At 48.1% G+C, this 24,982-nt stretch carries 17 protein-coding genes, 3 tRNA genes and 3 rRNA genes; 1 reads left to right on the top strand and 22 read right to left on the bottom strand.

The annotated features are described in order from the left end of the window. Positions 1–27: 27 nt before the first annotated feature. The 16 genes from AB3114_RS06820 to pth form a co-directional block, all read right to left on the bottom strand. Positions 28–100: transfer RNA gene (locus AB3114_RS06820), tRNA-Asn, on the bottom strand. 8 nt (positions 101–108) lie between these two features. After that, a 5S ribosomal RNA gene (gene rrf, locus AB3114_RS06815) occupies positions 109–225 on the bottom strand. A 91-nt stretch (positions 226–316) separates the two neighbouring features. Next, a 23S ribosomal RNA gene (locus AB3114_RS06810) occupies positions 317–3,240 on the bottom strand. Between the two features lie 159 nt (positions 3,241–3,399). Beyond that, positions 3,400–3,472 (bottom strand) — tRNA-Ala (locus AB3114_RS06805). A 3-nt stretch (positions 3,473–3,475) separates the two neighbouring features. Then, a tRNA-Ile gene (locus AB3114_RS06800) sits at positions 3,476–3,550 on the bottom strand. Positions 3,551–3,629: 79 nt separating this feature from the next. Next, positions 3,630–5,205: ribosomal RNA gene (locus AB3114_RS06795) — 16S ribosomal RNA — on the bottom strand. Together the 16S, 23S and 5S rRNA genes with 3 tRNA genes alongside form the textbook arrangement of a ribosomal RNA operon. A gap of 452 nt (positions 5,206–5,657) precedes the next feature. Beyond that, positions 5,658–6,560 (bottom strand): Hsp33 family molecular chaperone HslO, encoded by a 903-nt coding sequence (hslO, locus tag AB3114_RS06790; RefSeq protein ID WP_367342507.1) that lies wholly within the window; start codon positions 6,558–6,560, stop codon positions 5,658–5,660. A 53-nt stretch (positions 6,561–6,613) separates the two neighbouring features. Next, positions 6,614–8,713, bottom strand: a complete 2,100-nt coding sequence (ftsH, locus tag AB3114_RS06785) for an ATP-dependent zinc metalloprotease FtsH (protein ID WP_367342506.1) — start codon at positions 8,711–8,713, stop codon at positions 6,614–6,616. 91 nt (positions 8,714–8,804) lie between these two features. Next, positions 8,805–9,344: a hypoxanthine phosphoribosyltransferase gene (hpt, locus tag AB3114_RS06780; protein WP_367342505.1), complete on the bottom strand. Its 540-nt coding sequence runs from the start codon at positions 9,342–9,344 to the stop codon at positions 8,805–8,807. Continuing rightward, complete coding sequence (tilS, locus tag AB3114_RS06775; protein ID WP_367342504.1) at positions 9,337–10,731, bottom strand: tRNA lysidine(34) synthetase TilS; 1,395 nt, start codon at positions 10,729–10,731, stop codon at positions 9,337–9,339. Before tilS ends, hpt begins: the two co-directional genes overlap by 8 nt. Then, on the bottom strand, positions 10,731–11,240 hold the full coding sequence (locus tag AB3114_RS06770; protein ID WP_367342503.1) for a S1 domain-containing RNA-binding protein: 510 nt from the start codon (positions 11,238–11,240) through the stop codon (positions 10,731–10,733). The genes tilS and AB3114_RS06770 overlap by 1 nt, the downstream gene beginning before the upstream one ends. Before the next feature lie 151 nt (positions 11,241–11,391). Beyond that, positions 11,392–11,760, bottom strand: coding sequence for a septum formation initiator family protein (locus tag AB3114_RS06765; RefSeq protein WP_367342502.1), 369 nt, complete (start codon positions 11,758–11,760; stop codon positions 11,392–11,394). Between the two features lie 106 nt (positions 11,761–11,866). After that, positions 11,867–12,142: an RNA-binding S4 domain-containing protein gene (locus tag AB3114_RS06760; RefSeq protein ID WP_367342501.1), complete on the bottom strand. Its 276-nt coding sequence runs from the start codon at positions 12,140–12,142 to the stop codon at positions 11,867–11,869. Between the two features lie 10 nt (positions 12,143–12,152). After that, positions 12,153–13,718: an oligosaccharide flippase family protein gene (locus AB3114_RS06755; RefSeq protein ID WP_367342500.1), complete on the bottom strand. Its 1,566-nt coding sequence runs from the start codon at positions 13,716–13,718 to the stop codon at positions 12,153–12,155. Next, the gene (gene mfd / locus AB3114_RS06750) at positions 13,693–17,241 is read right to left on the bottom strand and encodes a transcription-repair coupling factor (RefSeq protein ID WP_367342499.1); all 3,549 of its coding nucleotides are present in this window, start codon (positions 17,239–17,241) and stop codon (positions 13,693–13,695) included. The genes AB3114_RS06755 and mfd overlap by 26 nt, the downstream gene beginning before the upstream one ends. Before the next feature lie 12 nt (positions 17,242–17,253). After that, positions 17,254–17,814, bottom strand: a complete 561-nt coding sequence (gene pth / locus AB3114_RS06745; protein ID WP_367342498.1) for an aminoacyl-tRNA hydrolase — start codon at positions 17,812–17,814, stop codon at positions 17,254–17,256. A 222-nt stretch (positions 17,815–18,036) separates the two neighbouring features. Here pth and cbpA point away from each other — a divergent pair, with 222 nt between their 5' ends. Continuing rightward, positions 18,037–18,690 (top strand): cyclic di-AMP binding protein CbpA, encoded by a 654-nt coding sequence (gene cbpA / locus AB3114_RS06740; RefSeq protein WP_367342497.1) that lies wholly within the window; start codon positions 18,037–18,039, stop codon positions 18,688–18,690. Between the two features lie 55 nt (positions 18,691–18,745). Here cbpA and alr read toward each other — a convergent pair whose 3' ends face one another. The 6 genes from alr to AB3114_RS06710 all read right to left on the bottom strand — a co-directional run bounded on the left by alr (position 18,746) and on the right by AB3114_RS06710 (position 24,864). Beyond that, positions 18,746–19,888 carry an alanine racemase gene (gene alr / locus AB3114_RS06735; RefSeq protein ID WP_367342496.1) on the bottom strand — a complete coding sequence of 381 codons (1,143 nt, stop codon included), beginning with the start codon at positions 19,886–19,888 and terminating at the stop codon, positions 18,746–18,748. Next, positions 19,885–20,250: a holo-ACP synthase gene (acpS, locus tag AB3114_RS06730; protein WP_367342495.1), complete on the bottom strand. Its 366-nt coding sequence runs from the start codon at positions 20,248–20,250 to the stop codon at positions 19,885–19,887. The genes alr and acpS overlap by 4 nt, the downstream gene beginning before the upstream one ends. Before the next feature lie 67 nt (positions 20,251–20,317). Further along, a complete protein-coding gene (locus tag AB3114_RS06725) occupies positions 20,318–21,826 on the bottom strand; it encodes a DEAD/DEAH box helicase (RefSeq protein WP_367342494.1) in 1,509 nt (502 codons plus the stop codon). Positions 21,827–21,865: 39 nt separating this feature from the next. Further along, positions 21,866–23,251 carry a UDP-N-acetylmuramoyl-tripeptide--D-alanyl-D-alanine ligase gene (gene murF / locus AB3114_RS06720; RefSeq protein ID WP_367342493.1) on the bottom strand — a complete coding sequence of 462 codons (1,386 nt, stop codon included), beginning with the start codon at positions 23,249–23,251 and terminating at the stop codon, positions 21,866–21,868. A gap of 136 nt (positions 23,252–23,387) precedes the next feature. Next, entirely contained in the window at positions 23,388–24,290 is a 903-nt protein-coding gene (gene htpX / locus AB3114_RS06715; RefSeq protein WP_367342492.1) for a zinc metalloprotease HtpX, read from the bottom strand. 1 nt (position 24,291) lies between these two features. Next, positions 24,292–24,864 carry a LemA family protein gene (locus tag AB3114_RS06710; RefSeq protein WP_367342491.1) on the bottom strand — a complete coding sequence of 191 codons (573 nt, stop codon included), beginning with the start codon at positions 24,862–24,864 and terminating at the stop codon, positions 24,292–24,294. Positions 24,865–24,982: the final 118 nt, after the last annotated feature.

Genomic DNA, 24,982 nt, shown 5'->3' with positions numbered 1-24,982 from the left:
CGAATGCCAATACCTATCCCTTAATAACTCCGGCAGTCAGACTCGAACTGACGACAACCTGATTAACAGTCAGGTGCTCTACCGACTGAGCTATGCCGGAATAATAAAGCGCGGCAGTGCCCTATCCTCGCAGGGAGCGATCCCCCAACTACTTTTGGCGCGCTGAAGCTTAACTGCTGTGTTCGGCATGGGAACAGGTGTATCCTTCAGGCCATCGCCACCGCACTTCGTCCTCTCGGACTGAGAACTTGCGCTCTCAAAACTAAACAATATCATATCCTCCATCCATTTTCAACCGGACTCACCAGCTTTTTCCTTGGTTAAGTCCTCGACCGATTAGTAGTGGTCCGCTCCACGCCTCACGGCGCTTCTACTTCCACCCTATCTACCTCATCGTCTATAAGGGGTCTTACTTCCATAAAGGAATGGGAAATCTCATCTTGAGGTGAGTTTCACACTTAGATGCTTTCAGCGTTTATCTCATCCATACATAGCTACCCAGCGGTGCTCCTGGCGGAACAACTGGTACACCAGCGGTATGTCCATCCCGGTCCTCTCGTACTAAGGACAGGTCCTCTCAAATTTCCTACGCCCGCGACGGATAGGGACCGAACTGTCTCACGACGTTCTGAACCCAGCTCGCGTACCGCTTTAATGGGCGAACAGCCCAACCCTTGGGACCGACTACAGCCCCAGGATGCGATGAGCCGACATCGAGGTGCCAAACCTCCCCGTCGATGTGGACTCTTGGGGGAGATAAGCCTGTTATCCCCAGGGTAGCTTTTATCCGTTGAGCGATGGCCCTTCCATGCGGAACCACCGGATCACTAAGCCCGACTTTCGTCCCTGCTCGACCTGTCTGTCTCGCAGTCAAGCTCGCTTGTGCCTTTACACTCTGCGAATGATTTCCAACCATTCTGAGCGAACCTTTGGGCGCCTCCGTTACCTTTTGGGAGGCGACCGCCCCAGTCAAACTGCCCACCTGACACTGTCTCCCAGCACGCTTAGTGCTGCGGGTTAGAGTGGTCATAATGCAAGGGTAGTATCCCACCAACGCCTCCAGCGAAACTAGCGTTCCGCTTTCTATGGCTCCTACCTATCCTGTACAAGCAGTACAAACACTCAATATCAAGCTACAGTAAAGCTCCATGGGGTCTTTCCGTCCTGTCGCGGGTACCCTGCATCTTCACAGGGATTTCAATTTCACCGAGTCTCTCGTTGAGACAGTGCCCAGATCGTTACGCCTTTCGTGCGGGTCGGAACTTACCCGACAAGGAATTTCGCTACCTTAGGACCGTTATAGTTACGGCCGCCGTTTACTGGGGCTTCAATTCTGAGCTTCGCCGAAGCTAACCCATCCTTTTAACCTTCCAGCACCGGGCAGGCGTCAGCCCCTATACTTCATCTTACGATTTTGCAGAAACCTGTGTTTTTGATAAACAGTCGCCTGGGCCTTTTCACTGCGGCTGGCCTTGCGGCCAGCACCCCTTCTTCCGAAGTTACGGGGTCATTTTGCCGAGTTCCTTAACGAGAGTTCTCTCGCTCACCTTAGGATTCTCTCCTCGACTACCTGTGTCGGTTTGCGGTACGGGCAGTTGAATACTCACTAGAAGTTTTTCTCGGCAGTGTGACATCAGCGACTTCGTTACTATAATTTCACTCCCCATCACAACTCGTCAACCCGCAACTAAGCATTTGACTCAGTTACTGACTCATTGCTTGGCCGCACTCTTCCAATCATGCGGTTCGCTTAGCCTCCTGCGTCCCTCCATCATTCAAACGCATTCAACTGGTACAGGAATCTCAACCTGTTATCCATCGCCTACGCCTCTCGGCCTCAGCTTAGGTCCCGACTTACCCTGGGAGGACGAGCCTTCCCCAGGAAACCTTAGTCATTCGGTGGACAGGATTCTCACCTGTCTTTCGCTACTCATACCGGCATTCTCACTTCTAAGCGCTCCACCAGTCCTCACGGTCTGACTTCGCCGCCCTTAGAACGCTCTCCTACCACGTGCACGTAGTGCACATCCACAGTTTCGGTAATATGCTTAGCCCCGGTACATTTTCGGCGCAGGATCACTCGACTAGTGAGCTATTACGCACTCTTTAAATGGTGGCTGCTTCTGAGCCAACATCCTAGTTGTCTATGCAACTCCACATCCTTTTCCACTTAGCATATATTTAGGGACCTTAACTGGTGATCTGGGCTGTTCCCCTTTCGACGGTGGATCTTATCACTCATCGTCTGACTCCTGAGGATAAATCGATGGCATTCGGAGTTTATCTGAAGTTGGTAACCCATGACGGGCCCCTTGTCCAAACAGTAGCTCTACCTCCACGATTCTTTTCCTCAAGGCTCCCCCTAAAGAGATTTCGGAGAGAACCAGCTATCTCCAAGTTCGTTTGGAATTTCACCGCTACCCACACCTCATCCCAGCCATTTTCAACTGACACGGGTTCGGTCCTCCAGTGCGCTTTACCGCACCTTCAACCTGGACATGGGTAGGTCACCTGGTTTCGGGTCTATAACTACATACTTCTTACGCCCATTTAAGACTCGCTTTCGCTACGGCTCCGGTTTTTCTACCTTAACCTTGCATGCAATCATAACTCGCCGGTTCATTCTGCAAGAGGCACGCCGTCACCCATTAACGGGCTCCGACTGCTTGTAGGCACATGGTTTCAGGAACTATTTCACTCCCCTTCCGGGGTGCTTTTCACCTTTCCCTCACGGTACTGGTTCACTATCGGTCACTAGGTAGTATTTAGCCTTGCGAGATGGTCCTCGCGGTTTCCGACGGAGTTTCACGTGTTCCGCCGTACTCAGGATCCTGAACTGAGGGTTCTGACGTTTCGTCTACGGGGGTATCACCCTCTCTGCCATAGCTTCCCAGCTATTTCGACTACGTCGAACTTTGGTAACTCAAATGTTCAGTCCTACAACCCCAACAAGCAAGCTCGTTGGTTTGGGCTCTTCCCCGTTCGCTCGCCGCTACTGAGGGAATCACTATTGTTTTCTCTTCCTGCAGCTACTTAGATGTTTCAGTTCACTGCGTATGCCACTTGCCAGCTATGAATTCACTGGCCAAGTAATCAGCGACTAAGCTGATTGGGTTTCCCCATTCGGAAATCTCCGGATCAAAATGTACTTACCACTCCCCGAAGCATATCGGTGTTAGTCCCGTCCTTCATCGGCTCCTAGTACCAAGGCATTCACCATGCGCCCTTCATAACTTAACCTAGATGAACAACTTCGTTGTTCACCAAGTTAATTGAGTATGCGATGTTTCCATTAAAAAACTCAAATAACGCGGTGTTCTCGGTTTATTTGTGAATAAAGAAAATAATTGATATTGTTTAGTTTTCAAAGTACAAGTTTGTTAACCTTGCGGTTAACAATGGAGAATAACGGGTTCGAACCGTTGACCTCCTGCTTGCAAAGCAGGTGCTCTCCCAACTGAGCTAATTCCCCAAATGGGCCTAAATGGACTTGAACCATCGACCTCACGCTTATCAGGCGTGCGCTCTAAACCAGCTGAGCTATAGGCCCAGATAAGCTCTTGGGATGGTAAACCCCTCAAAACTGAATAAAGTTTCAACCAATGTGCAGGTTCCGATTAAATCCTTAGAAAGGAGGTGATCCAGCCGCAGGTTCTCCTACGGCTACCTTGTTACGACTTCACCCCAGTCATCTGCCCTGCCTTAGGCAGCTCCCTCCAAAATGGTTAGGCCACTGACTTTGGGCATTGCAAACTTCCATGGTGTGACGGGCGGTGTGTACAAGGCCCGGGAACGTATTCACCGCGGCATGCTGATCCGCGATTACTAGCGATTCCGACTTCGTGCAGTCGAGTTGCAGACTGCAGTCCGAACTGAGACCGGCTTTAAGAGATTTGCACACCCTCGCGGGTTAGCTGCTCGTTGTACCGGCCATTGTAGCACGTGTGTAGCCCAGGTCATAAGGGGCATGATGATCTGACGTCGTCCCCACCTTCCTCCGGTTTGTCACCGGCAGTCTCACTAGAGTGCCCAACTGAATGCTGGCAACTAGTAACAAGGGTTGCGCTCGTTGCGGGACTTAACCCAACATCTCACGACACGAGCTGACGACGACCATGCACCACCTGTCATTGCGTCCCCGAAGGGAACGCCTAATCTCTTAGGTTAGCGCAAGATGTCAAGACCTGGTAAGGTTCTTCGCGTAGCTTCGAATTAAACCACATGCTCCACCGCTTGTGCGGGCCCCCGTCAATTCCTTTGAGTTTCAACCTTGCGGTCGTACTCCCCAGGCGGAGTGCTTAATGCGTTAGCTGCGGCACTGAAGGGCGGAAACCCTCCAACACCTAGCACTCATCGTTTACGGCATGGACTACCAGGGTATCTAATCCTGTTCGCTACCCATGCTTTCGAGCCTCAGCGTCAGTTGCAGACCAGACAGCCGCCTTCGCCACTGGTGTTCTTCCATATATCTACGCATTCCACCGCTACACATGGAGTTCCACTGTCCTCTTCTGCACTCAAGTCGCCCGGTTTCCGATGCACTTCTTCGGTTAAGCCGAAGGCTTTCACATCAGACCTAAGCAACCGCCTGCGCTCGCTTTACGCCCAATAAATCCGGATAACGCTTGCCACCTACGTATTACCGCGGCTGCTGGCACGTAGTTAGCCGTGACTTTCTGGTTGAATACCGTCACTGCATGAACAGTTACTCTCACGCACGTTCTTCTTCAACAACAGAGTTTTACGAGCCGAAACCCTTCTTCACTCACGCGGTGTTGCTCCATCAGGCTTGCGCCCATTGTGGAAGATTCCCTACTGCTGCCTCCCGTAGGAGTATGGACCGTGTCTCAGTTCCATTGTGGCCGATCAGTCTCTCAACTCGGCTATGCATCATCGCCTTGGTAAGCCGTTACCTTACCAACTAGCTAATGCACCGCGGGCCCATCCTAAAGTGATAGCCGAAACCATCTTTGAAATCAAAACCATGTGGTTTTGATTGTTATGCGGTATTAGCACCTGTTTCCAAATGTTATCCCCCGCTTTAGGGCAGGTTGCCCACGTGTTACTCACCCGTCCGCCGCTCACTGGTAATCCATCGTCAAATCAGTGCAAGCACGTCATATCAGTTGGGCCAGTGCGCTCGACTTGCATGTATTAGGCACACCGCCGGCGTTCATCCTGAGCCAGGATCAAACTCTCATATTAAATATGAGCTTTTGAATAGCTCTAATTTAAAGTAATTAAGCGAATTGACTTCGCAAATGTTTTTGCCTTGATCTCCGAAGTGATCAAGGACCCTGCACATTTGTTTTGTCGAAACTTTGTTCAGTTTTCAAAGGTCTACCATTTAAATGCTATCGTTTTAGCAGCGACAGCATTTAAAATTATAACAAGAACAATTTAAGCTGTCAAGAACTTTTTTTATTTCTTGTTTGTCATCAGCGGCGATTAACTAACCTCCGTGACAACGGTATTAAATATACAGACAAAACCAGTTGAAGTCAAATCTATTTTTGCAAATTTTTGTCACAGTTTTAGCTAAATTACGAACAAGAAAAAGTATGTTTCTCAAATTAGTTCGCGTATTCAAACATAAATCATAATGAAAAACCACTTGGCGTGGTCTACACCAAGTGATTCCGTACAAAATATTTATTTCAATTTTTTTGATTTTCTTTTGAATCGATCATCATCTTCAAATCTTCAGCACTAAACTCATATTTTTTTCCGCAAAAACGACATACTGCTTCAGCGTGATGATCCTCGTCATAAAGCGTCTTAAGCTGTTTCAATGGCAACCCTTCTAACGCCTTAGCAAAACGATCACGGCTGCAATCGCAACGGTAGTTAACTGGCATTGTCTGCAAAAAGTCCAGCTTGCCTTTGCCAAAGATCTTTTCCAAAATCTGCTCAGGTGTCAAATCCTCACGTAGCATCTTCGATACTAGTGGCAAATCTTTAATGGACTTCTCCAATTTAGCAATAGCATCATCCTTAGTTCCCGGCATGACTTGCACTAAAAATCCACCAGCAGCCGTCACTTCATCCTTAGTATCGACAAAAACAGAAAGTCCTACTGCCGATGGAATCTGTTCAGATTGCGCCAAATAGTATGTAAAGTCATCACCTAATTCACCTGAAACTAAGTTAACCTCCCCGCTATAAGGAGCCTTATCATCTGGACTCATCTTTGTGACTGTTAACGTCCCGTGTTTGCCCACTGCGCCACTAACGTCTAATTTGCCTTTCGCATTAGCAGGTAAGTTAACATGAGGATTTTGTAGATAGCCTTTGACATCCCCATTGGCAGTTCCATCACATACAATTGCTCCACAAGGTCCATCACCCTGAATCTTAACTGTCATAGCTTGAGTTTTATCCAAACCAGAGGTTGCAAGTAATAGGGTGCCAATCAACGACCTACCAAAGGCTGCTGACGCAGTACTCCAGGTATCTTGAACGTGGTGGGCATGATTGACCAGTTGTGTTGCATTAACAGCGTATGCCCGAAATTGGCCGTCCTTGGTCATGCTTTTTACTAAATAGTCAGTTGATTTCATATTAGCTCTCCTTCAAAAAAAGCAGCGGGCATTCGCCACACTGCTTTATCTTATTAATCTTCATCATCATGATGGTCTTGGTCGGAATGGCTGTTATTAGAGTCAGATTCATCATGACGATGTGCGTCTTCTTCATTAACGGTCTCATCGTGACGAGCGTTTTCTTTTCGCTCCAGCTCACGTTTTGATTCTTCAAAGGTAGCAGCACGGTGTTCGTCGTCCGCCGCCTTTTCATCACCTGCTGGCATCTTGCCAGTATTGTACAGTGAAAGAATCTGCTTCTCATCCAGGGTTTCGTACTTAAGCAGTGCTTCCGCAATCAACTTGTGTTGTTCACGGTGCGCCTGAATGATCTTGTAAGCCCGCATGTGGCCTTCGTTCAGAATTCGCTTAATTTCTTCATCGACAATGGCCTGAGTGTGCTCAGAGTACGGCTGTTGACCATAGGACTGTTCTGGAGTGATACCACCGCTAGAAACAAGTTCTACCGGTCCAATCTTGTCACTCATCCCGTACTGGGTAACCATGGCACGCGCAATCTGTGTAGCTTGTTCAAAGTCGTTCGATGCACCGGAAGACTGTGAGCCAAAGATGATTTCTTCGGCAGCACGCCCACCCATCAGGCCGGCAATTTGCTCTTCCGCATTCTTCTTTGACATCAGCATTTGGTCTTCACGTGGCAGCATAATCGCATACCCACCAGCACGACCACGCGGAACAATGGTTACCTTGTGAACAACCCGAGCATCGTTCAAGACCAAACCAACAATCGTATGTCCAGCTTCGTGGTAAGCGACGGTTTCCCGTTCTTGTGGGCTAACAACACGATCATGCTTAGCAGGACCAGCGATAACCCGGTCTTCAGCTTCATCCAAGTCGGCTGCATCAATTTGATCCTTATTACGACGAGCAGCCAATAAGGCAGCTTCGTTCAGCAAGTTAGCCAAGTCGGCACCGACAAAGCCCGGCGTTTGCTTAGCAATTTCCTTCAAATCAACATTAGAAGCGAGTGGCTTATTCTTAGCGTGAACACGCAGAATAGCTTCACGGCCCTTAACATCAGGACGACCAACTAAGATCTTCCGGTCAAAACGACCTGGACGCAGCAAAGCCGGGTCCAAAACGTCAGAACGGTTAGTGGCCGCCATGACAATGACGCCTTCATCACCATTGAAACCATCCATTTCAACCAGCAATTGGTTCAGCGTTTGTTCACGTTCATCATGACCGCCACCGACGCCAGAACCACGCCGCCGACCAACCGCATCGATTTCATCGATAAAGATAATCGATGGAGCGGTCTTTTTGGCCTGATCAAACAAATCACGTACACGACTGGCACCGACACCGACGAACATTTCGACAAAGTCAGAACCAGAGATGGAATAGAATGGCACACCGGCTTCACCAGCAACGGCCTTAGCAAGCAAGGTCTTACCAGTGCCCGGAGGCCCCTCTAACAGAACACCAGATGGAATCCGCGCACCCAAACGGGAGAATTTCTTCGGATTCTTTAAAAACTCAACAACTTCGACCAGTTCTTGTTTTTCTTCCTCTTCACCAGCGACGTCGGAAAAACGAACCTTATTCTTCTTAGCGTTTGAAGGTTTAACGTGTGACTTACCAAAGTTCATCACACCACCGCCACCACGGCCGCCTTGTCCCGCCTGGCCCATCATCATGTAGAAGAAGAAAATCATGATGACCAGTGGAACGACCGTCAGAAGCAGGTTCATCCAGACACTGTTCGATTCTTCGGCCCGTGTCGTAATTCTGACATTGTCACGATTTGCATAACGCTGCAGTTGACCCACCGTTACGTCACTCTGCAAAACAGAGCTTTGGAACTGGGTGGTACTGCTGCCCCGATTGCCAGTTAATGAAATACCGGTATTAGAGCTGTTATTCATCGTCTGAGCCTTACGATAAGTCCCAGTGATCTTGTAAACTCCGCCGTTTGGTTGAACTTGGAAACTCTTAACTTTATTGTCTTTTAATTCGGTGATGAACTCGCTTTGGGATACGGTCTTAGTTTGACCCGAATTGTTATTGCCACCAAAGAAGAAGTAGGCAATTCCCATGATGCACAAGAAGATCACTGAATAGAAAAGGACGTTATGAGTAAATCCATTATTTCTGCGATTGTTGTTCATAACAACCTCCTATCAGCAAACGTCGTTCAAATCAGTTGAACGCTCATTATAATAGCATACCTGACCAACGTTGACCAATAATTTACCTAGCTTATTTTTGGTAAACTGATGGCTTTAAAACACCTACGTATGGTAGGTTCCGATAATAACCATCGTAGTCTAAGCCATAGCCAACTAAGAACTCATTCGGCACGTTAAAACCGACATAGTCAGCCTTCACGTCCACAACACGTCCCTCAGGCTTATCCAACATCGAACAAACCTTGATGCTATTGGCACCGCGATCCTTCAACAAATCGACGAGGAACTTAAGAGTCCTACCAGTATCCACGATGTCTTCCATCACGAGAACATCCCGGCCCTTAATATCATTCTTTAAATCATGTACAAGCTTGACATGGCCACTGGATTGGGTGCCACCACCATAGCTAGACACATCAATGAAATCAAGTTGGGCAAAGATGTCCATATTATCAAAAACATCGACGGTAAAAAGAATAGCCCCCGTCAGAACCGAAACGATGACCGGTTTCTTGCCACGGTATTCATCACTCAGTTGAGCAGCTAGTTCTTTTTCCCGTTTTTGAATTGCCGACGCGCTGTAAATGACGCGTTCAATGTCGTTATTCATTCTGTCTTTGATCCTCCCGTTTGTTCGATCGTCTCACAAGGAAATAGTTGTGACCACCCACAGTGCCCGCACTGGGATAATCGTACCAAGCAGTTTTGCGGCCAATAACCCATAGCACAGCGCCGTGACTATCTACCAATACCAACTGCCTAGCACGTTCTTTTAACGGAACGTGCTCATCAATCAAGATGCGGTTAACCCGTTGATGATGTCCGCTGCGCAAACGCAAGCGATCGCCGCTGTGCCAGATCCTTAATCGCAGTGGAAATTGCGAATCACGCAGCCACATTTTCGCTACTAGTTCCGTATTTTCACCAGGTTGAACACCAGGTGAAACGGCCACCTGACCTTTCCTCGTGGAAAACCATTGGCCTAATTTTACCACAGCCCCTTCCCTTTGTTGGGTCCTTTTTTCTGGTTTATCAGCGACAACCACCATCAAGTGTGAATAGTCTTTGACCAGCACTCGGCCAACTGGTAAGGATAGGCGGGCTTGTGGTTTACCATCATTACGGATTAAACGCGTAATTTCAGTGACCAGTCCTTCTTTTAAATCTACTATTCCCATCTGCTTCAACCAAGCTAATAAGACTAACTGTTGGGCACTACCACTTAATTTTAAATAATTTCCCAGCTGCAAACCCTTCTCACAAGTGCATTCCTTTAACAAGCGTCCCACTTGTTCATCACGAAATTGCATTAAGAGACTGAGTTGGCTATGAAATTGGCCAAGGTGTTCAATCACTTGTGGATTTTCGCGTTGTAAAGCCGGCAAAATCTTGTGACGATAGCGGTTGCGTTGAATCGTCAAATCAGCGTTGGTGGCATCTTCATACCATTTGATCTGGTGATGCTCTGCATAATTGCGCAATTCAGCCTTTGTGATATTTAGCAGCGGACGAATCAGGTAACCACTGGCAAAGGGACGTCGATAACGTAATCCCAGCATTTGGTCCAATTCACCACCACGTGTCAGCTTCATCAAAATAGTCTCAGCTTGGTCATTGGCATGGTGAGCAGTCATGACGACCGATGCACCATATTTCTTCATCAATTCGGCAAAAAAATGGTAACGGATATGCCGGCCAGCAGCTTCAATCCCGTGCTGCGGGTGTTCGCCTCGAGGCCAATGACGCACCTCACAAACCAAATGGTGCTGCCGACAATAATCTTTTAGAAATGACTCCTCTTCCCGGCTTTGGTCCCGCAACTCGTGGTTGACGTGAGCGACGACTATCCTGGGACAAGCCGTCCCCATTTTTTGCAGCATCGTTAAAAGAACCATCGAATCGACACCTGTCGACACGGCAACAATCACGACTGGCGTCCTATTAAAAAAGCGGTCCCCTAAAAGGTCCCGCTTCATTCTATTAAAAATATCTGTCATTAACGACGCCGACCGCCACGGCCACCACGCTTGCCATCTGTTTGTCGCTTCAAAGTCGACAAACGTGTTTCGCTTTCTTTCATGTAATCGCCTAACATGTCGTTAAAGTCTTCGTTTTGCTGGTGGTGTTGCCGACCACCAAAACCACCCCGTGGTCCATGGTTGTCATGGAAGCGGCCATGCGAATGATATTCGTGATCATGATGGAAATCATTCCGCCGCTCGTGGTGGAAACCATGTTCATGACCATGGCCTTCATGATGCCGTTCTTCTTTTGGCAAAGCTTCCTTCATCGACAAGGCAATTTTTCCGTCGTCGCCGATTTTCATTACTTTAACCGTTACTGTGTCACCGACAGATAACACGTCGTGGATATCCTTAACAAAACTATCTGAGATCTGACTAATGTGAACAAGTCCGGTCTGATTGTCATCTAAATCGACAAAGGCACCAAAGTTTGTGATACCCGAAACCTTGCCACTTACTTTCTCGCCAACTTCTACTGCCATGAACTTACAAGGTCCTCCTAATCCTTTTTCTTAACTAATTGATAATACATTGAGTATAACATAACAATTATCTCAAATGATACGAAAACGTTGTGTAAAAAGAAAAGAAGCCCAGAATTCATCTTCCCAGCTTCTTTTAAATCATTCAATTTTAGTTGCCTAAGTTATATAAGGTTTCACCCTTTTTAGCATAATTGTACTTAGAACGTAATACTTGTTGGAGATAATCAGGGTTATGCAGTGATTTAACCTGTCCCTTTAACTGGCGATTGGTGGATTGTTTTTGCTTGAGGCTACGCTGAGTTTGCGTAATCTGGCTATTGACTTGTGCTAATGAATGTCGGGTACTAATAATTTGAAAACCAAAAATCAGCACCAAAAGCAAAGTAACACCGACAATAACCCGCCGCCTTTTGGCATGAACTCGTGCCGCGTAGCGGGCATTCACAGCCGCCTGAGCCTGTTTTTGTTGAGAATAAGGCGTATTAATTTGTGAAACGTGCCCCAATGAACGTGCCATCAATCGTTCCTCCGTTCCTAAAAAATTGCACTAATGGCAGTATAACAACCCGCCAGATCTTTTGTCTAGAGCTTCTAGACAGGTATTACACAAATGTAACAATCTTTTAGAAAGGATTGCTGTAATCGTGAGCATATTGTTCATCGATAATCGAGTACATCTGCTCAGCTTCAGCTTTTTTCGTCGTTTCGACCACTTTGTTGATCTTAACCTTTTCAGTCTTATTACCAAACTTGATAGTGAGCACATCCCCAGCAGCCACGCTACTACTGGACTTAGCTTGCTTATCATTGATTAAAATCCGTCCTTGGTCGGCAATTGACTTAGCAACCGTCCGCCGTTTGATGATCCGCGAAACCTTCAAAAACTTATCTAATCTCATTAATTTAACCTCATTTCTTTTTCATTGACATAACCTGATGCCCTCCAGGAAGAACCATCCATTCTTCTGGGGACAACAAGTTAGTTTTCAACGTCAAAAAGCCCGCAATAACAACGCCCATCGGAATAGTGATCACCAGTATTGCAATCATCGCAAGACGACTAGTCCCCAGCCAAAGTCCCAGCAGATGAGCTAGTCCATAGACAATGATTCCCATGACGAGAGCAATCATTAACACCATCCCGTCAAATCTGCTTTGACGTTGTTGTTTCAAAATTTCAGGCAATGACATTCGTGTGATGACAGCAGTAATTCCTAGACTGATCACAGTTCCTAAACTAGCACCAACAATACCCAAATGATCAACCAAAATAAAGTTGATCAGGCATTTGCTAACCAGACCCGCTAGCAAAGAGATCGCCATCGGACGCAAGCGATTGGTACTTTGCAAAACACTGCAATCCATCGAAATCACTGTGACCAGCGGAATACTCAGCATCATGATTGCTAAAGCACCACTGCCACGACGCGATACAAACAGCAATTGGTTGATCTGCGGCATTAAAAAGACTAAGCCAGCAGTCGCTAGACTTGCCATCACGATAGCAACGTGATTTAAGACGTGGTAAGTCGTGCTAAAAGCTGTGAACTCGTGTTTTTGCCAGTGTTCTGCCAAAGTCGGCAATAGGGCTGCTGAAAATGATGTTGCCACCACCATTCCTAGTTGCACCAATGGCTGTCCCCGGTCAAAGATTCCCTTTAAAGCATTAGCAGTGACAATACTAAAACCATCAGCTACTAAACCACGCTTAACGGTAAAAGAATCCACTAGCTGTAAGACTACCATGATCGAAGCCAGCCAACACAAAAGCACGCCTTCACGCAAGAGTCGACTGACCAGTGGCTGCCAAGCCGGGCGCCATTTATTATCAACTGGTTGCCAAATCTGTCGCCAGATTGGGATTAATATCAGTAATGCCACCACGGCAGCAACCGGTGCACTGCTCATCGCTAGCATCCCCATCCGGTAAACGTTCCAGTGGTTCTGCCAAGCTAAAATGGCTACAGCAATGATAATCGTCACCCTGACCACTTGCTCACCGACCTGTGAAAAAGCAGTGGGACGCATCTCCAATTGTCCCTGAGCAAAGCCACGACCCACTGCCAGCCATGGCATCAATAAGAACACCGGAGCGACGCCACGGATAACCATTTTTAAATTTGGATCACCCATAGCCACAGCCAGCCATGGTGCGCCTAATGCTAAAAGAAGCGTCAAAATAACGCCTACAACTGCTAAGATCCACCAACACCGCTGGGCCACTGCACGCTGTCGCTCTTCACTTTCCTGTTCCGCGATCAGCCTTGAGATGAAGACTGGCAGACCGCTTAATGCTAAAGTCACTTCCAGACCGTAAAAGGGATAAACCTGTTGGTAGGTATAAAAACCGACATCGCCAACCAAGTTTTGGAAAGGAACCCGGTAGACGGCACTCAGGATCTTACTGATCAATCCGGCTATCGATAAAATTAGTGTGCCCGTTAATACCTTAGGCAGGACTTGCTTCTTTTTCATTACTTGCACCCTGTACCTTCTCGGCTAAGCTGTCTACCAACTGTTGCAATTGATCCAGCCAGTCGTCCTGCTTCATCTTGGGTTGGATAACTAAGCGCACCTTCATGGCGCCATCTTTACCTTCACCCAGTGTTGCTTTAAAACCGGTCTCGCTGATTGCCTTGATCACGTCGCGTCCACTGATCAACGTACTGCCTGTCTTACTAAACAGTAAGTGGATCTGGTCGCGTTGCCGGTTGATTTTATCGATCATCGCGCTATCTGCAGAGTTCTTAATCTGAGAAATCTTCAATAGGTTGGCCACCGCCGGTCCGTAGTCACCGAAGCGGTCCATCAGATCATCTTCGATGTCCATCACTTCATCATCAGTTCGTGCCTTACGGATCTGTTTGTAGAGTTCAATCTTTTGACGGGGGTCATCGACGTAGTCATCGGGCAAGTAAGCTTCAACGCCCAATTCAATTTCAGAGTTAGTGTGGGCTGCCACTTTCTTACCACGCTTCTTAGCGACAGCTTCAGCCAGCATGTCGGAATAGAGGTCGTAGCCTACCGAATCGATAAAGCCGTGTTGTTGTTTGCCAAGCAAATTGCCGGCACCACGGATCGACAGGTCACGCATTGCGATCTTAAAACCGCTGCCTAACTCCGTGAAGTCCCGGATAGCAGCCAAACGTTTTTCACCCTGCTCGGTCAAGACCTTATTCCGCTGGTACATGAAGTAGGCGTATGCCACCCGGTTAGACCGGCCGATCCGTCCCCGAATCTGGTATAACTGGGCGAGACCCATCCGGTCAGCATTTTCCACGAAGAGGGTGTTGACGTTAGGTATGTCCACCCCGGTTTCGATGATCGACGTCGTTACCAGAACGTCATAGTCCCCACGGATAAATTCGTAGAGCACACCTTCCAGCTCCTGTTCGGTCATCTGACCATGAATGTAACCAACCCGCGCTTCTGGCACCAATTTCTTCAGGTCACTAACCGTTCGTTCAATATCCTGAACCCGGTTGTGAAGATAGTAGACTTGGCCGCCACGCTGGATTTCACGCATGATCCCATCACGGATGGCACCCGCATTTTCTTCCATCACGTAGGTCTGAATCGGGTAACGCCCGGCAGGCGGGGTTTCGATGACGGACAAATCACGAACACCGAGCATCGACATGTTCAACGTCCGCGGAATTGGCGTCGCCGTCAGGGTCAGCACATCCACGTTGGCTTTCATCTGCTTCAAGCGTTCCTTATGTTTGACCCCGAAGCGTTGCTCCTCATCGACGATCAGCAAACCAAGATCGTGAAAATGAATGTCCTTGGACAAAATTCGGTGGGTACCGACGACAATGTCAATTGAGCCGTCCGCCAAACCTTTTTCCGTCTGCTTCATTTCCGCATTGGTCTTGAACCGTGACATCAGCGCGATCTTGATCGGAAAATCAGCAAAACGAGCGCTCATCGTGTCAAAGTGCTGCTGGGCTAAAATCGTCGTGGGCACCAGGAAAGCCACCTGCTTACCGCCCGTGACGGCTTTAAAGGCCGCCCGTAAAGCCACTTCAGTCTTACCAAAACCGACGTCACCAACGAGCAAGCGGTCCATTGGTTGGGGCTTTTCCATATCGGTCTTGACTTCTTTGATGCTCCGCAGCTGGTCACGGGTTTCCGAATACGGGAACTCGTTGTCAAACTTATCCTGCAGATAGTCGTCCTTGGGGAAGGCATAACCCTTTTCCGTTTGCCGCTTAGCGTAGAGATCGACCAACTCGCCGGCGATGTTTTCCAATTTAGCAGAGACCCGCCGCTTTGTCTTGGCCCATTCGTTACCGCCCAGTTTGTTTAGCCGTGGGCGGCGACCTTCGCTGGCCACGTATTTTTGGACGAGGTGCAGCTGGGTAACCGGGACGTAGACCTGGGCATTATTACGGTAATTAATGACAATGTAGTCCTGGTGAACACCGTCGACTTCCATCGTCTTAATACCACTGAAGAGACCGATACCGTGGTTAACGTGCACGACATAATCACCAGGCTTCAAATCTGTATAAGACTTAATCCGTTCGGCGTTGGCTAACTTCTGCTGGCGGTGATGACGCTTCTTAACCTGTTTAAACATCTCGCCTTCGGTAATGATAACGAGCTTAGCGGCCGGCAATTCAAAGCCATTAGCCAAGTTAGCAGCCACCAGTTGAGTTTGACCAGGCTGCAACTTATCAAGGCTCGTTTCGACGACCGGAATTTTAAAATCAGCCAGCGTTTGAGCAATTTTATCACGGCGCTCCTGACTATTAGCCATTAGCACTACCGTCTGCTTCTGCTCGTGCCAGCGTTGCAGTTCCGTCTGCAACAACTTCATCTGGCCGAAGAAGCGCTGCATTGTCCGGCTTGTCAAGTCAACAAGCTGGTCAAAGCGCTGCCGGCCCATCCCCTTTTTGAAGAGGGCCAGAAACATCTGTGCCTGAGGAGCCCTTTCTAGAATAGCTTCGACGTCGTTACCAAGACTCTTGGTGGAGCTAACCTGGTGGTCCTCAACCTTAGCCGTCAACCAATCATGCTCGTCCCCATCAATCCGCTTCAATGCTTCACCGATGCGCTGCCAGTTGTTAATGTAGAGACAGCCTTTATCGGACAGGTAATCGATTAATGAATGATGGTGGGGATATAGTAAGTTACTATAAGCCAGCAGATCATTTGGCAGTTCGTGCTTGTTAACTGCACTGATCAAGTCGTCAAAACGAGTCTTTAAGTCATGTGCCTGCTGGTCATCTTGATCGGTCAGGCCGGCAACGACCTGCTGATATTCGTCTTGCAGATCTTTGCTCAAACGCTTGGTATCGTCAGCTGCCATCAGCAAATCAGTAGCCGGCAAAATTGTCACTTCGTCCACGTTGTTGATGCTACGCTGGCTGCTGGCATCAAAGTACTTCAACGAATCGACTTCGGTATCAAAGAGGTCGATGCGCACCGGATTGTCAGTGTTCAAAGCGTAAACATCGATAATTGAACCACGGATTGCAAAGTCACCTGGTCGCAATACCATCTTTTGCCGGGTATAGCCCATCAGACTCAGTTGGGAGCGCATTTTTTCCGGATCGACTTCACCGTCGCGCTTAATCGTGACAGCCGCCTGACCGAACACCTGCGGATCGACAAGGTTGCGTCGCAATCCTGCAGCTGTCGCAATGACAATGGCTGGACGATCGTGAATCAGCGCGTCAAGAGCTTGTACACGTTGCAAACGGTAGTTAGGCGAGCTTGTCGCGATTTCCGTTGCCAAATTTTCTTCCACCGGGAATGGCAAGACCTGGTCCTCAGGCAGGAGGTTAGTTAGGTCGTTGCTGAGCTCCTCCAGATGAAACATGCTGTCAACAAGGACTAACTGGGTGTGACGCAGGTGCTGGTGCAGGGCCACGAACAATAAAGTCTGGGCAGCGCCTTCGCTCCCCGTCACCAGTTGATGTTGACCCTTTTGCAAGCTAGACAGGATCTGTTTAAACTGACTGCTTTGCTCTAACAAAGTAGTTAACCGCACCTTGATCGCCTCCTAGTTGTACTTGTTCATCAATTCCGCAAAGTTTGACCCCTGAATCCAATCTTCTAGGGCATGTTCTGCCCGTTCGATAGCTGCGTCTTGTTTCGGTCGTTCTTCAGTCGTAAAGCGTCCCAAAACGTGGGAAACAACAGTCCCCTGTTTAGGATGGTCAATACCCAGCTTAATCCGGTTAAAGTCTTTGGTCCCCAGGTAGTGAATAATGCTCTTCAAACCATTGTGACCACCCGAAGCGCCATGGGTCTTTAAACGTACTTTGCCTACTGGCATGTCTAGGTCATCATTGACGATGACTAGGTCGTCTAAACCTACTTTGTAATAATCAACCAGTGGCTTGACGGCCCGGCCGGAATCGTTCATAAAGGTCGTCGGCTTAACCAGCATCACTTTTTGACCGTGGATAATGCCACTGACGGTGACGGCCTCCACCTTGGCATGAGTGAAAGCGCCGAGATGGTAATCACGTGCCAACTGTTCAACCACCATAAAGCCGGTATTATGGCGAGTCCCATCATAACGGGTGCCAACATTACCAAGACCTACAATCATCTTCATCTAAAATTTCTCCCTTCCATGAGAACGCAAAAAGGCTGCACGGGGCTTTCACCCGTCCAGCAAACCGCTATTATTATACCGTAGTTTAGAATCAAACCCAACCTAAAGGCATCGGTAAGGAGATTCACGAATTTTCTAATCTAATTCTAACAATCTTATTTAAAAGTATGCTATCATTGTTGAGGTCATAAACAAGTTTCAATATTTATTGGGGATAAAACAATGATTTTTAAAACCTTAATTAAAACAAAAGATCAACTCACCACTTTACCAGAAAGTGCCACTTTAAACGAGGCCCTCGACCTCCTTGAAAAGACCGGCTACCGTTGTATTCCGGTTTTAGATCCGTCTGGCAAGATCTTTCGGGGCAACATCTACAAACTGCATATCTACCGTCACAAGTCACGCAATGGTAACATGAACTTGCCCGTTACCACTCTCTTGAAGAACGCGACTAAATTTATCTCAATCAACGACGCTTTCTTCAAGGTCTTCTTTACGATTAAAGATTTGCCATACATCACCGTTCTAGACGAGGATAATCACTTCTATGGCATCTTGACCCACTCCCGCCTGCTGAAAATGCTGGCAGAAGGTTGGAACGTCAAGAACGGCAGTTATGTCTTGAGTGTTACTGCTGAACACGACGAACGAGGTAACCTCGTCGCTGCAGCTAAGGAAATCACCCACTACTCTGCGATTGCCAATGTCATCTCGTTGGACATCCCTGAACCGGGGCGTTCCTCTAAGGTGATGATGTTCACGCTACCGGATGGTGTCGATGAAGCCTTAATCGAACGCATTAAAAAACGTTTGGCCAAGAAGAATTTCAAGGTGCAGGAGGTCGAAGACCTGCACCCAACCAACTTTAATTAAGCGTCAATGAAAAAATCAGGGGTTGGAGACCAGTTCTCCAACCCCTGATTTGCTTTTAATAACGAAAACCTTGGTTTTCCGTAATGTATTGACGGTGAAGGCGACGACTCATCCGGGTCATCACTTCATAGTTAATCGTTCCAGAATAATCAGCAATGTCATTGGTCGTGATCGTTTCGTCACCCGACCGTCCTAAGAAGACCGCCAAAGTACCTTCCGGCATCTTCTTTGGCAAACGAACCATCATCTCGTCCATACAGATGCGGCCGACGATTTCGCAGCGCTGGCCATTGATCAAGACGTAAAAGCCCTGCATAGCCCGGGCATAACCATCGGCATAGCCAATCGGCAAAGTGCCGATCCACTCATCATGTTTGGCCGTGTAGGTCTTGCCGTAACCGATGGACTGACCTGCATGAAGTTTTTTAACAAAGGTAATGCGGGCAGCCAGACTCATGACGGGACGCAGATCCAGGGTCGGTTGGAGTGCCCGTCCAGAAGGGTTACCACCGTACATTGACATGCCCATCCGGACGGTATTGCCGACGACTTCTTTGTGGTGCCACATGCCGACAGCCGAGTTTGCAACGTGGCAATACTTAGGCTTCTTCGGTACCACTGCCATAAATTCCTGCCAACGCTTGTATTGCTGATGGAAGTAAGTCTCATCAGCACTATCAGCCGTCGCAAAGTGGGTAAAGATCCCTTCAAAGTCAAATTCTGGTGCTTCAGCCAGCTTGACCGCTTCTGCAAATTCATCAACGTCCGTAAAGCCGATTCGTCCCATTCCGGTATCGAGCGCCAGGTGGATACGCAACGGCTGCTTGATGTGGCTGCGCTGAGCTAGTGCCTGGTAATCCTTTAACCACTGGACAGAACCGACGGCCAAAGATACCCCATTTTCAGCAGCACGACGAGCAAACTTAACCGGCGTGATACCCAAAACAAGGGCTAGGTCATTGATGCCCTGGTTGCGTAAGTCTAGTGCCTCATCCAAAATGGCAACACAAAAACCATCGACTCCGGCTTTCAAAGCTGCGTGGGCAACTTGGTCCAAACCACAACCATAAGCATTAGCCTTGACGACCGCTAAGATATGGCTATTTTCTGGCAACTGTGCTTTTTGGGCACGAATATTATGCTGCAGAGCACCTAGATCAATCCGTAGGTGTGCATCACGTAAACTCCCAACTGTCATCTGTCTATTTTCTCCTCTAATAAAACTTCTGTCATCACAATTTTATCCGTATGGCTGACGGAAACGTGAACCCGGCCATCAAAAGGTGACTTGGTGACAACGGGACGGCCATTAGCTTGGTCAATGATCTCAACGTTTTGAAAATTGACCGTTCGACCAATGCCGGTCCCCATCGCCTTGCTGAAGGATTCTTTCAGTGACCAACGACCACCGAGATACTCGATGGCCCGTTGCCCGTGAAACTGCTGGTACTGTTTTAATTCAACAGGTGTTAACACATGCTGAGCAAATTGCGGATGCTTGGCAATGGCATCCTTAATGCGCCCCAGCTCAGTCACATCAATTCCGATTCCAGCAATCACATTTCCACTCCCTTTTCAGAACCTTAAGCATAACGTGAAAAAAGCTGCCTTGCAAGGGCAGCTTTTTTTATTCGTGATGAGTATGGTGAATGCTAAAAGCATGGCGCTTGGTGTGGCGATGACGATCATTGTTGTCGTGGTCATGACGACGATGGTGACGGCCATTGAATCCCCGCTTTCCACGCCCACGGTAATCACGAGGTGAGTGGTGGCGGTAACCACTATTACGGTGGTGATTTCCATAACGACGCCGTCTAGGCAATGGTTTCTCGGGCGTAATCTTAACTGGCACGGAGGAAGCATCATCCTTGGTGATCGTATTGAGCAGCGCTGCTACTAACTCAGTTGCGTCGTGCTTTTGCAACAACTTTTCCGCTGCCTCTTCATAGCGGGCGTTATTCTCATCTGCCAGCATTTCGTTGATGTCGTTAAAGGCGCTGGCCACTTGTCCCCGAAAGGCTTCTTCGGCCGTCGGTGGCTTCAGTGGCAACATCCGGACGTGGGTCAGCTTCTCAATTTCGTGCAGGTAGTCCATCTCGTTAGGCGTGACAAAAGTCAGCGATACACCATGATGTCCAGCACGACCCGTCCGGCCAATTCGGTGAACATAGCTGTCAGGATCCGATGGAATGTCGTAGTTATAAACGTGAGTAACACCGGAGATATCCAGGCCACGTGCTGCGACATCGGTGGCAACCAAGATATCGAGTTTGCCATCCTTGAAGCGCCGCATAATCTTAGAACGCCGTTCCTGACTAAGGTCGCCATGGATCCCGGCTGCGTTGTAACCACGGGCAATTAAGCCACGCGACAGTTCATCGACCCGCCGTTTGGTCCGCCCAAACACGATCGTTAGATCTGGATCCTGCACGTCGATCAAACGGGTCATCATATCAAATTTTTCGCTTTCCTTAGCCCGCACGTAGTATTGATCCACTAAGTCCGTCGTCAATTCCTTAGCCTTGATTCGCACGGTGTGGGGATCCTTCATAAACTGAACCCCGATCTTGCGAATGGAATCCGGCATGGTAGCACTAAAGAGCAAGGTCTGCCGATCCTTTGGCGTTTCACTGATAATTGCTTCGATATCGTCTAAGAATCCCATATCTAGCATGTCATCAGCTTCATCCAATACCAAAGTTTGGATGTGGTCGATTTTCAGAGTGTGACGCCGTAAATGGTCACGCAGACGTCCTGGCGTGCCGACAACAATTTGCGGGTCCTTCTTCAAACTGCGAATTTGGCGCTTGATATCAGCTCCGCCATATACTACCTGCACTTTGACGTGCTTATCACGACCTAAGCGATACAATTCTTCTTGAGTTTGGATAGCTAATTCCCGAGTAGGGGAAATAACAAGAGCTTGGACAGCGGGATTTTGTTTATCAACGTGTTCGATAATCGGTAAACCAAAAGCGGCCGTCTTCCCAGTCCCCGTTTGAGCCTGACCGATCACATCTTCACCAGCCAGCACCATCGGAATGGTCTGTTCTTGAATTGGCGTAGCTTCTTCATAACCACTACGTTGTACCGCTTTTAACAGGCTTTTGGATAAGCCTAATTCACTAAACTTCAAAAAAATCCTCCTTGGCGGCACTCAACCGCCAGTGTATTTCTATTTTTCTTGTGTGGTCAGTTGTGCCAACACATTTTCGAGATGAATACCATGACTTGCCTTTAGAAGAACCACATCATCTGGTTGAACGTCAGCATTCAGGTCGTTTGCCAACTGATCTAACTGGTCCGCTTGGTAGTAATGCAAATCATCTGTTGGGAAGCCATTATCCTTAAGCTTATCCAACAGCGATTTCATTTCACTACCAACCAGGTAAACTTCGCTAAAAGCATTGTGGTCTAAGTAAGCGGCCAAACCCGCGTGAAGACGCGGCGCAGCCTTACCCAGTTCGAGCATATCGCCAAGCACTACAATCCGGCGTCCATGAACTGGCAAAGTCTTCATCGTTAATAAAACATCCTTGACCGCAGTCGGGTTTGAATTATAAACATCACTCAGGATCTTTTCGCCAGCTTTACCATCTACCCATTCGGCCCGGTTAGCCGTCAGTTGAGGATGAGCTAATCCGGCTGCCAAATGCTTAGGTGTAATGTGCAGACGCTGGCCAACGAGGATGGCTGCCATCGCGTTATCAACATTGTATTCACCAACCAACGGTACCGTAAACTTGATGTCCGGCCACTGATTAACAGTAAATTCAATGTGATCATCATCCGTATCCACATTGGTAGCATATAAATCATTTTTGAGTTGGCGCCCAAAAGTCAATGTGTCCTGTGAAACCTTCTGAACCCGGTCTCTGAGAAGTGGTTCATCCCCGTTATAAACCAGGGTCCCATCTTCCTTCAGGCCATGAGTGATCTCCATCTTAGCATCCGCAATCTTATCACGGGTACCGAAGAATTCAATATGGGCTTCACCGATCATCGTAATGACCGCTACGTCAGGGGTGACCAGCTTACTAAGTTTGTCGAGCTGGCCGAAACGATCCATCCCCATTTCAACGACAACAGCCTCCGTATTGGCATTCATGTTGAGCAAGGTAACCGGAACGCCAATTTCGTTATTGAAATTAGCATGAGTCTTCGTCACGTTATATTGCGTACTCAGAACAGAAGCTGTTAAGTCCTTCGTCGTCGTCTTGCCATTACTACCCGTAATAGCCACGACGAGCGGATTGATTTTATGCAAGTAGTACTTACTCAGTCGTTGAAGGGCTGCTAAGGGGTCGTCAACAACCAAAACCGGCTTATCCTCAGGTACCGGCTGGTGGTCACTGGCCCACAACGTAGCAACAGCCCCATTAGCAAAAGCATTGTCAACGTATTGGTGACCATCATGTGCCGCTTGAAGCGGAACAAAGAGGGCCCCGGCTTCCAGTTGCCGCGTATCAAAGGCAACGCTGGTGACCGTTTGGTCGGCCCACGGGGTCACATCATTTTGTACGGAAATTGCCTTAGCAATCTCCCCTATTTTCATTTTCATGATTTCCTCTTCTTAACCATTTCTTAAGTTTAACTACCCTATTATATCACCACTGCTAATCCATGCCACTAAAACAAACGTAAGCTGAGAATCCACCTTCCCGGAGTTCCGAGTAGGCAATTCTCAGCTTATAATTCTACATTTCTTCAATTCGCTTAATTCGGTCTTCTAGCGGCGGGTGAGTATCAAATAAGTGGGCAAAAAAGCGGCGGTGTTTGGCGTTTTTCTCCGGATCAGTGATGTACAATGCTGAACTGTTCGGATCAGCCTGTTTCATCGGCTGCACATTTTCCAATTTCCGTAATGCCGAGATCATTCCCTGGGGATTCCGTGTTAATTCAACCGATCCGGCATCTGCCAGATATTCCCGATTACGCGACAGCGCCATCTGAGCAATCGTTGCTGCCAACGGTGCCAAGATAACCAGCAAAATGGAACCGATGACGGCAAAGATCCCAATGCCTGAATCATTGTCGTCATCACGGTTGCGGGATCCACCAATCCACCAAAAGTTTCCGGCAAAGTTAACTAGTGCCGTGATCACCGCCGAAAGAGCTAGGGCAATCGTCTGCAAACGAATATCGTAATTGCGGACGTGGCTCATTTCATGGCCCATGACCGCTTCTAGTTCTTCCCGGTTCATCATCTGTAACAAGCCTGATGTCGCCGCTACCGCAGCGTGTTCTGGGTTATTACCCGTTGCGAAAGCATTGGGACTGGGATCGTCGATAATGAAAACTCGTGGCATCGGCACCTGGGCAACCATCGCCATGTCTTCGACGATGTGCCACAATTCGGGTGCTTCCTGCGCCGAATGAATCTCGTGAGCGTGGTTCATGTTCATTACCACATCGGTCGACTGGCCGATCATCACGGACATGTAGACCAGTGCTAGCACTGCCGCGACGACGATACCGGCAACTGCTGAACCAGCAAACCAATACCCAAGTGCCGCCCCAATGACGGCCACCAACAGGAAGAATCCTGCCATCACCAACACTGTTTTTCGTTTATTGCGTGCAATCTGTTCGTAGAGCATTTTACTTCACATCGTTAAAAGAAACTTTAGGTGCCTGCTTAGCTGATTCAGGAGCCTTCAAGAAGTCAATCTTAGTGAAGTGGCCAAAACCGGCAACAATGTTAGCCGGGAAGGTCTGAATCTTAGCATTGTAGTTAGCTGCCGTCGTGTTGTATAGCTGGCGGGAGTAGGCAATTTTATTTTCGGTATTGCTCAGCTCTTCCATCAGTTGACTGTATTCCGTGCTGGCTTTCAAGTCCGGGTAATTTTCAGAAACGGCAATCAGGGATTGCAGTGCACCCGTCAGTTGGTTAGCTACGTTCATCTTTTGCTGGTGATCATCAGCCGGAACATGGGTCAATTCAGCACGCAGTGACGTTACTTTTTCCAAAGTATCAGCTTCGTGCTTACTGTATCCCTTCACAGTTTCTACTAAGTTAGGAATCAAGTCGTTACGCCGTTGCAGCTGAACATCAATCTGACTCCACGATTCTTGGACGTGGGTCCGTTGATTGACTAAGTTGTTGTAAATCAAAACGCCCCACACGATAAGCAAGACAATTACTACCAGAATAACAATCGTCGTTGTATTCAAATCGGTTCACTCCTTTGAATTGGTACCAACAATTTTACCAGTTTTAAATCGTAAAAGATACTATCTTGCCGACACTAAGACCCATCTCCTGCATTCGAGCCTAATTTAATGTAAAATG

This window comes from Limosilactobacillus sp. (assembly GCF_040772465.1).
Lineage (GTDB): Bacteria > Bacillota > Bacilli > Lactobacillales > Lactobacillaceae > Limosilactobacillus.
The sequence above is the reverse complement of the archived record's forward strand: the minus strand, read 5'-3'. Positions and strand labels throughout refer to the sequence as shown.

What these genes read in the sequence shown, in the direction of transcription:
- AB3114_RS06770 (WP_367342503.1), bottom strand. Translation starts at nt 11,240, where the DNA reads ATGGCAGTAGAAGTTGGCGAGAAAGTAAGTGGCAAGGTTTCGGGTATC.
- alr (WP_367342496.1), bottom strand. Translation starts at nt 19,888, where the DNA reads ATGACAGTTGGGAGTTTACGTGATGCACACCTACGGATTGATCTAGGT.
- htpX (WP_367342492.1), bottom strand. Translation starts at nt 24,290, where the DNA reads ATGCTCTACGAACAGATTGCACGCAATAAACGAAAAACAGTGTTGGTG.
- AB3114_RS06755 (WP_367342500.1), bottom strand. Translation starts at nt 13,718, where the DNA reads ATGAAAAAGAAGCAAGTCCTGCCTAAGGTATTAACGGGCACACTAATT.
- pth (WP_367342498.1), bottom strand. Translation starts at nt 17,814, where the DNA reads ATGAAGATGATTGTAGGTCTTGGTAATGTTGGCACCCGTTATGATGGG.
- murF (WP_367342493.1), bottom strand. Translation starts at nt 23,251, where the DNA reads ATGAAAATGAAAATAGGGGAGATTGCTAAGGCAATTTCCGTACAAAAT.
- hpt (WP_367342505.1), bottom strand. Translation starts at nt 9,344, where the DNA reads ATGAATAACGACATTGAACGCGTCATTTACAGCGCGTCGGCAATTCAA.
- AB3114_RS06760 (WP_367342501.1), bottom strand. Translation starts at nt 12,142, where the DNA reads ATGAGATTAGATAAGTTTTTGAAGGTTTCGCGGATCATCAAACGGCGG.
- hslO (WP_367342507.1), bottom strand. Translation starts at nt 6,560, where the DNA reads ATGAAATCAACTGACTATTTAGTAAAAAGCATGACCAAGGACGGCCAA.
- ftsH (WP_367342506.1), bottom strand. Translation starts at nt 8,713, where the DNA reads ATGAACAACAATCGCAGAAATAATGGATTTACTCATAACGTCCTTTTC.
- AB3114_RS06765 (WP_367342502.1), bottom strand. Translation starts at nt 11,760, where the DNA reads ATGGCACGTTCATTGGGGCACGTTTCACAAATTAATACGCCTTATTCT.
- tilS (WP_367342504.1), bottom strand. Translation starts at nt 10,731, where the DNA reads ATGACAGATATTTTTAATAGAATGAAGCGGGACCTTTTAGGGGACCGC.
- cbpA (WP_367342497.1), top strand. Translation starts at nt 18,037, where the DNA reads ATGATTTTTAAAACCTTAATTAAAACAAAAGATCAACTCACCACTTTA.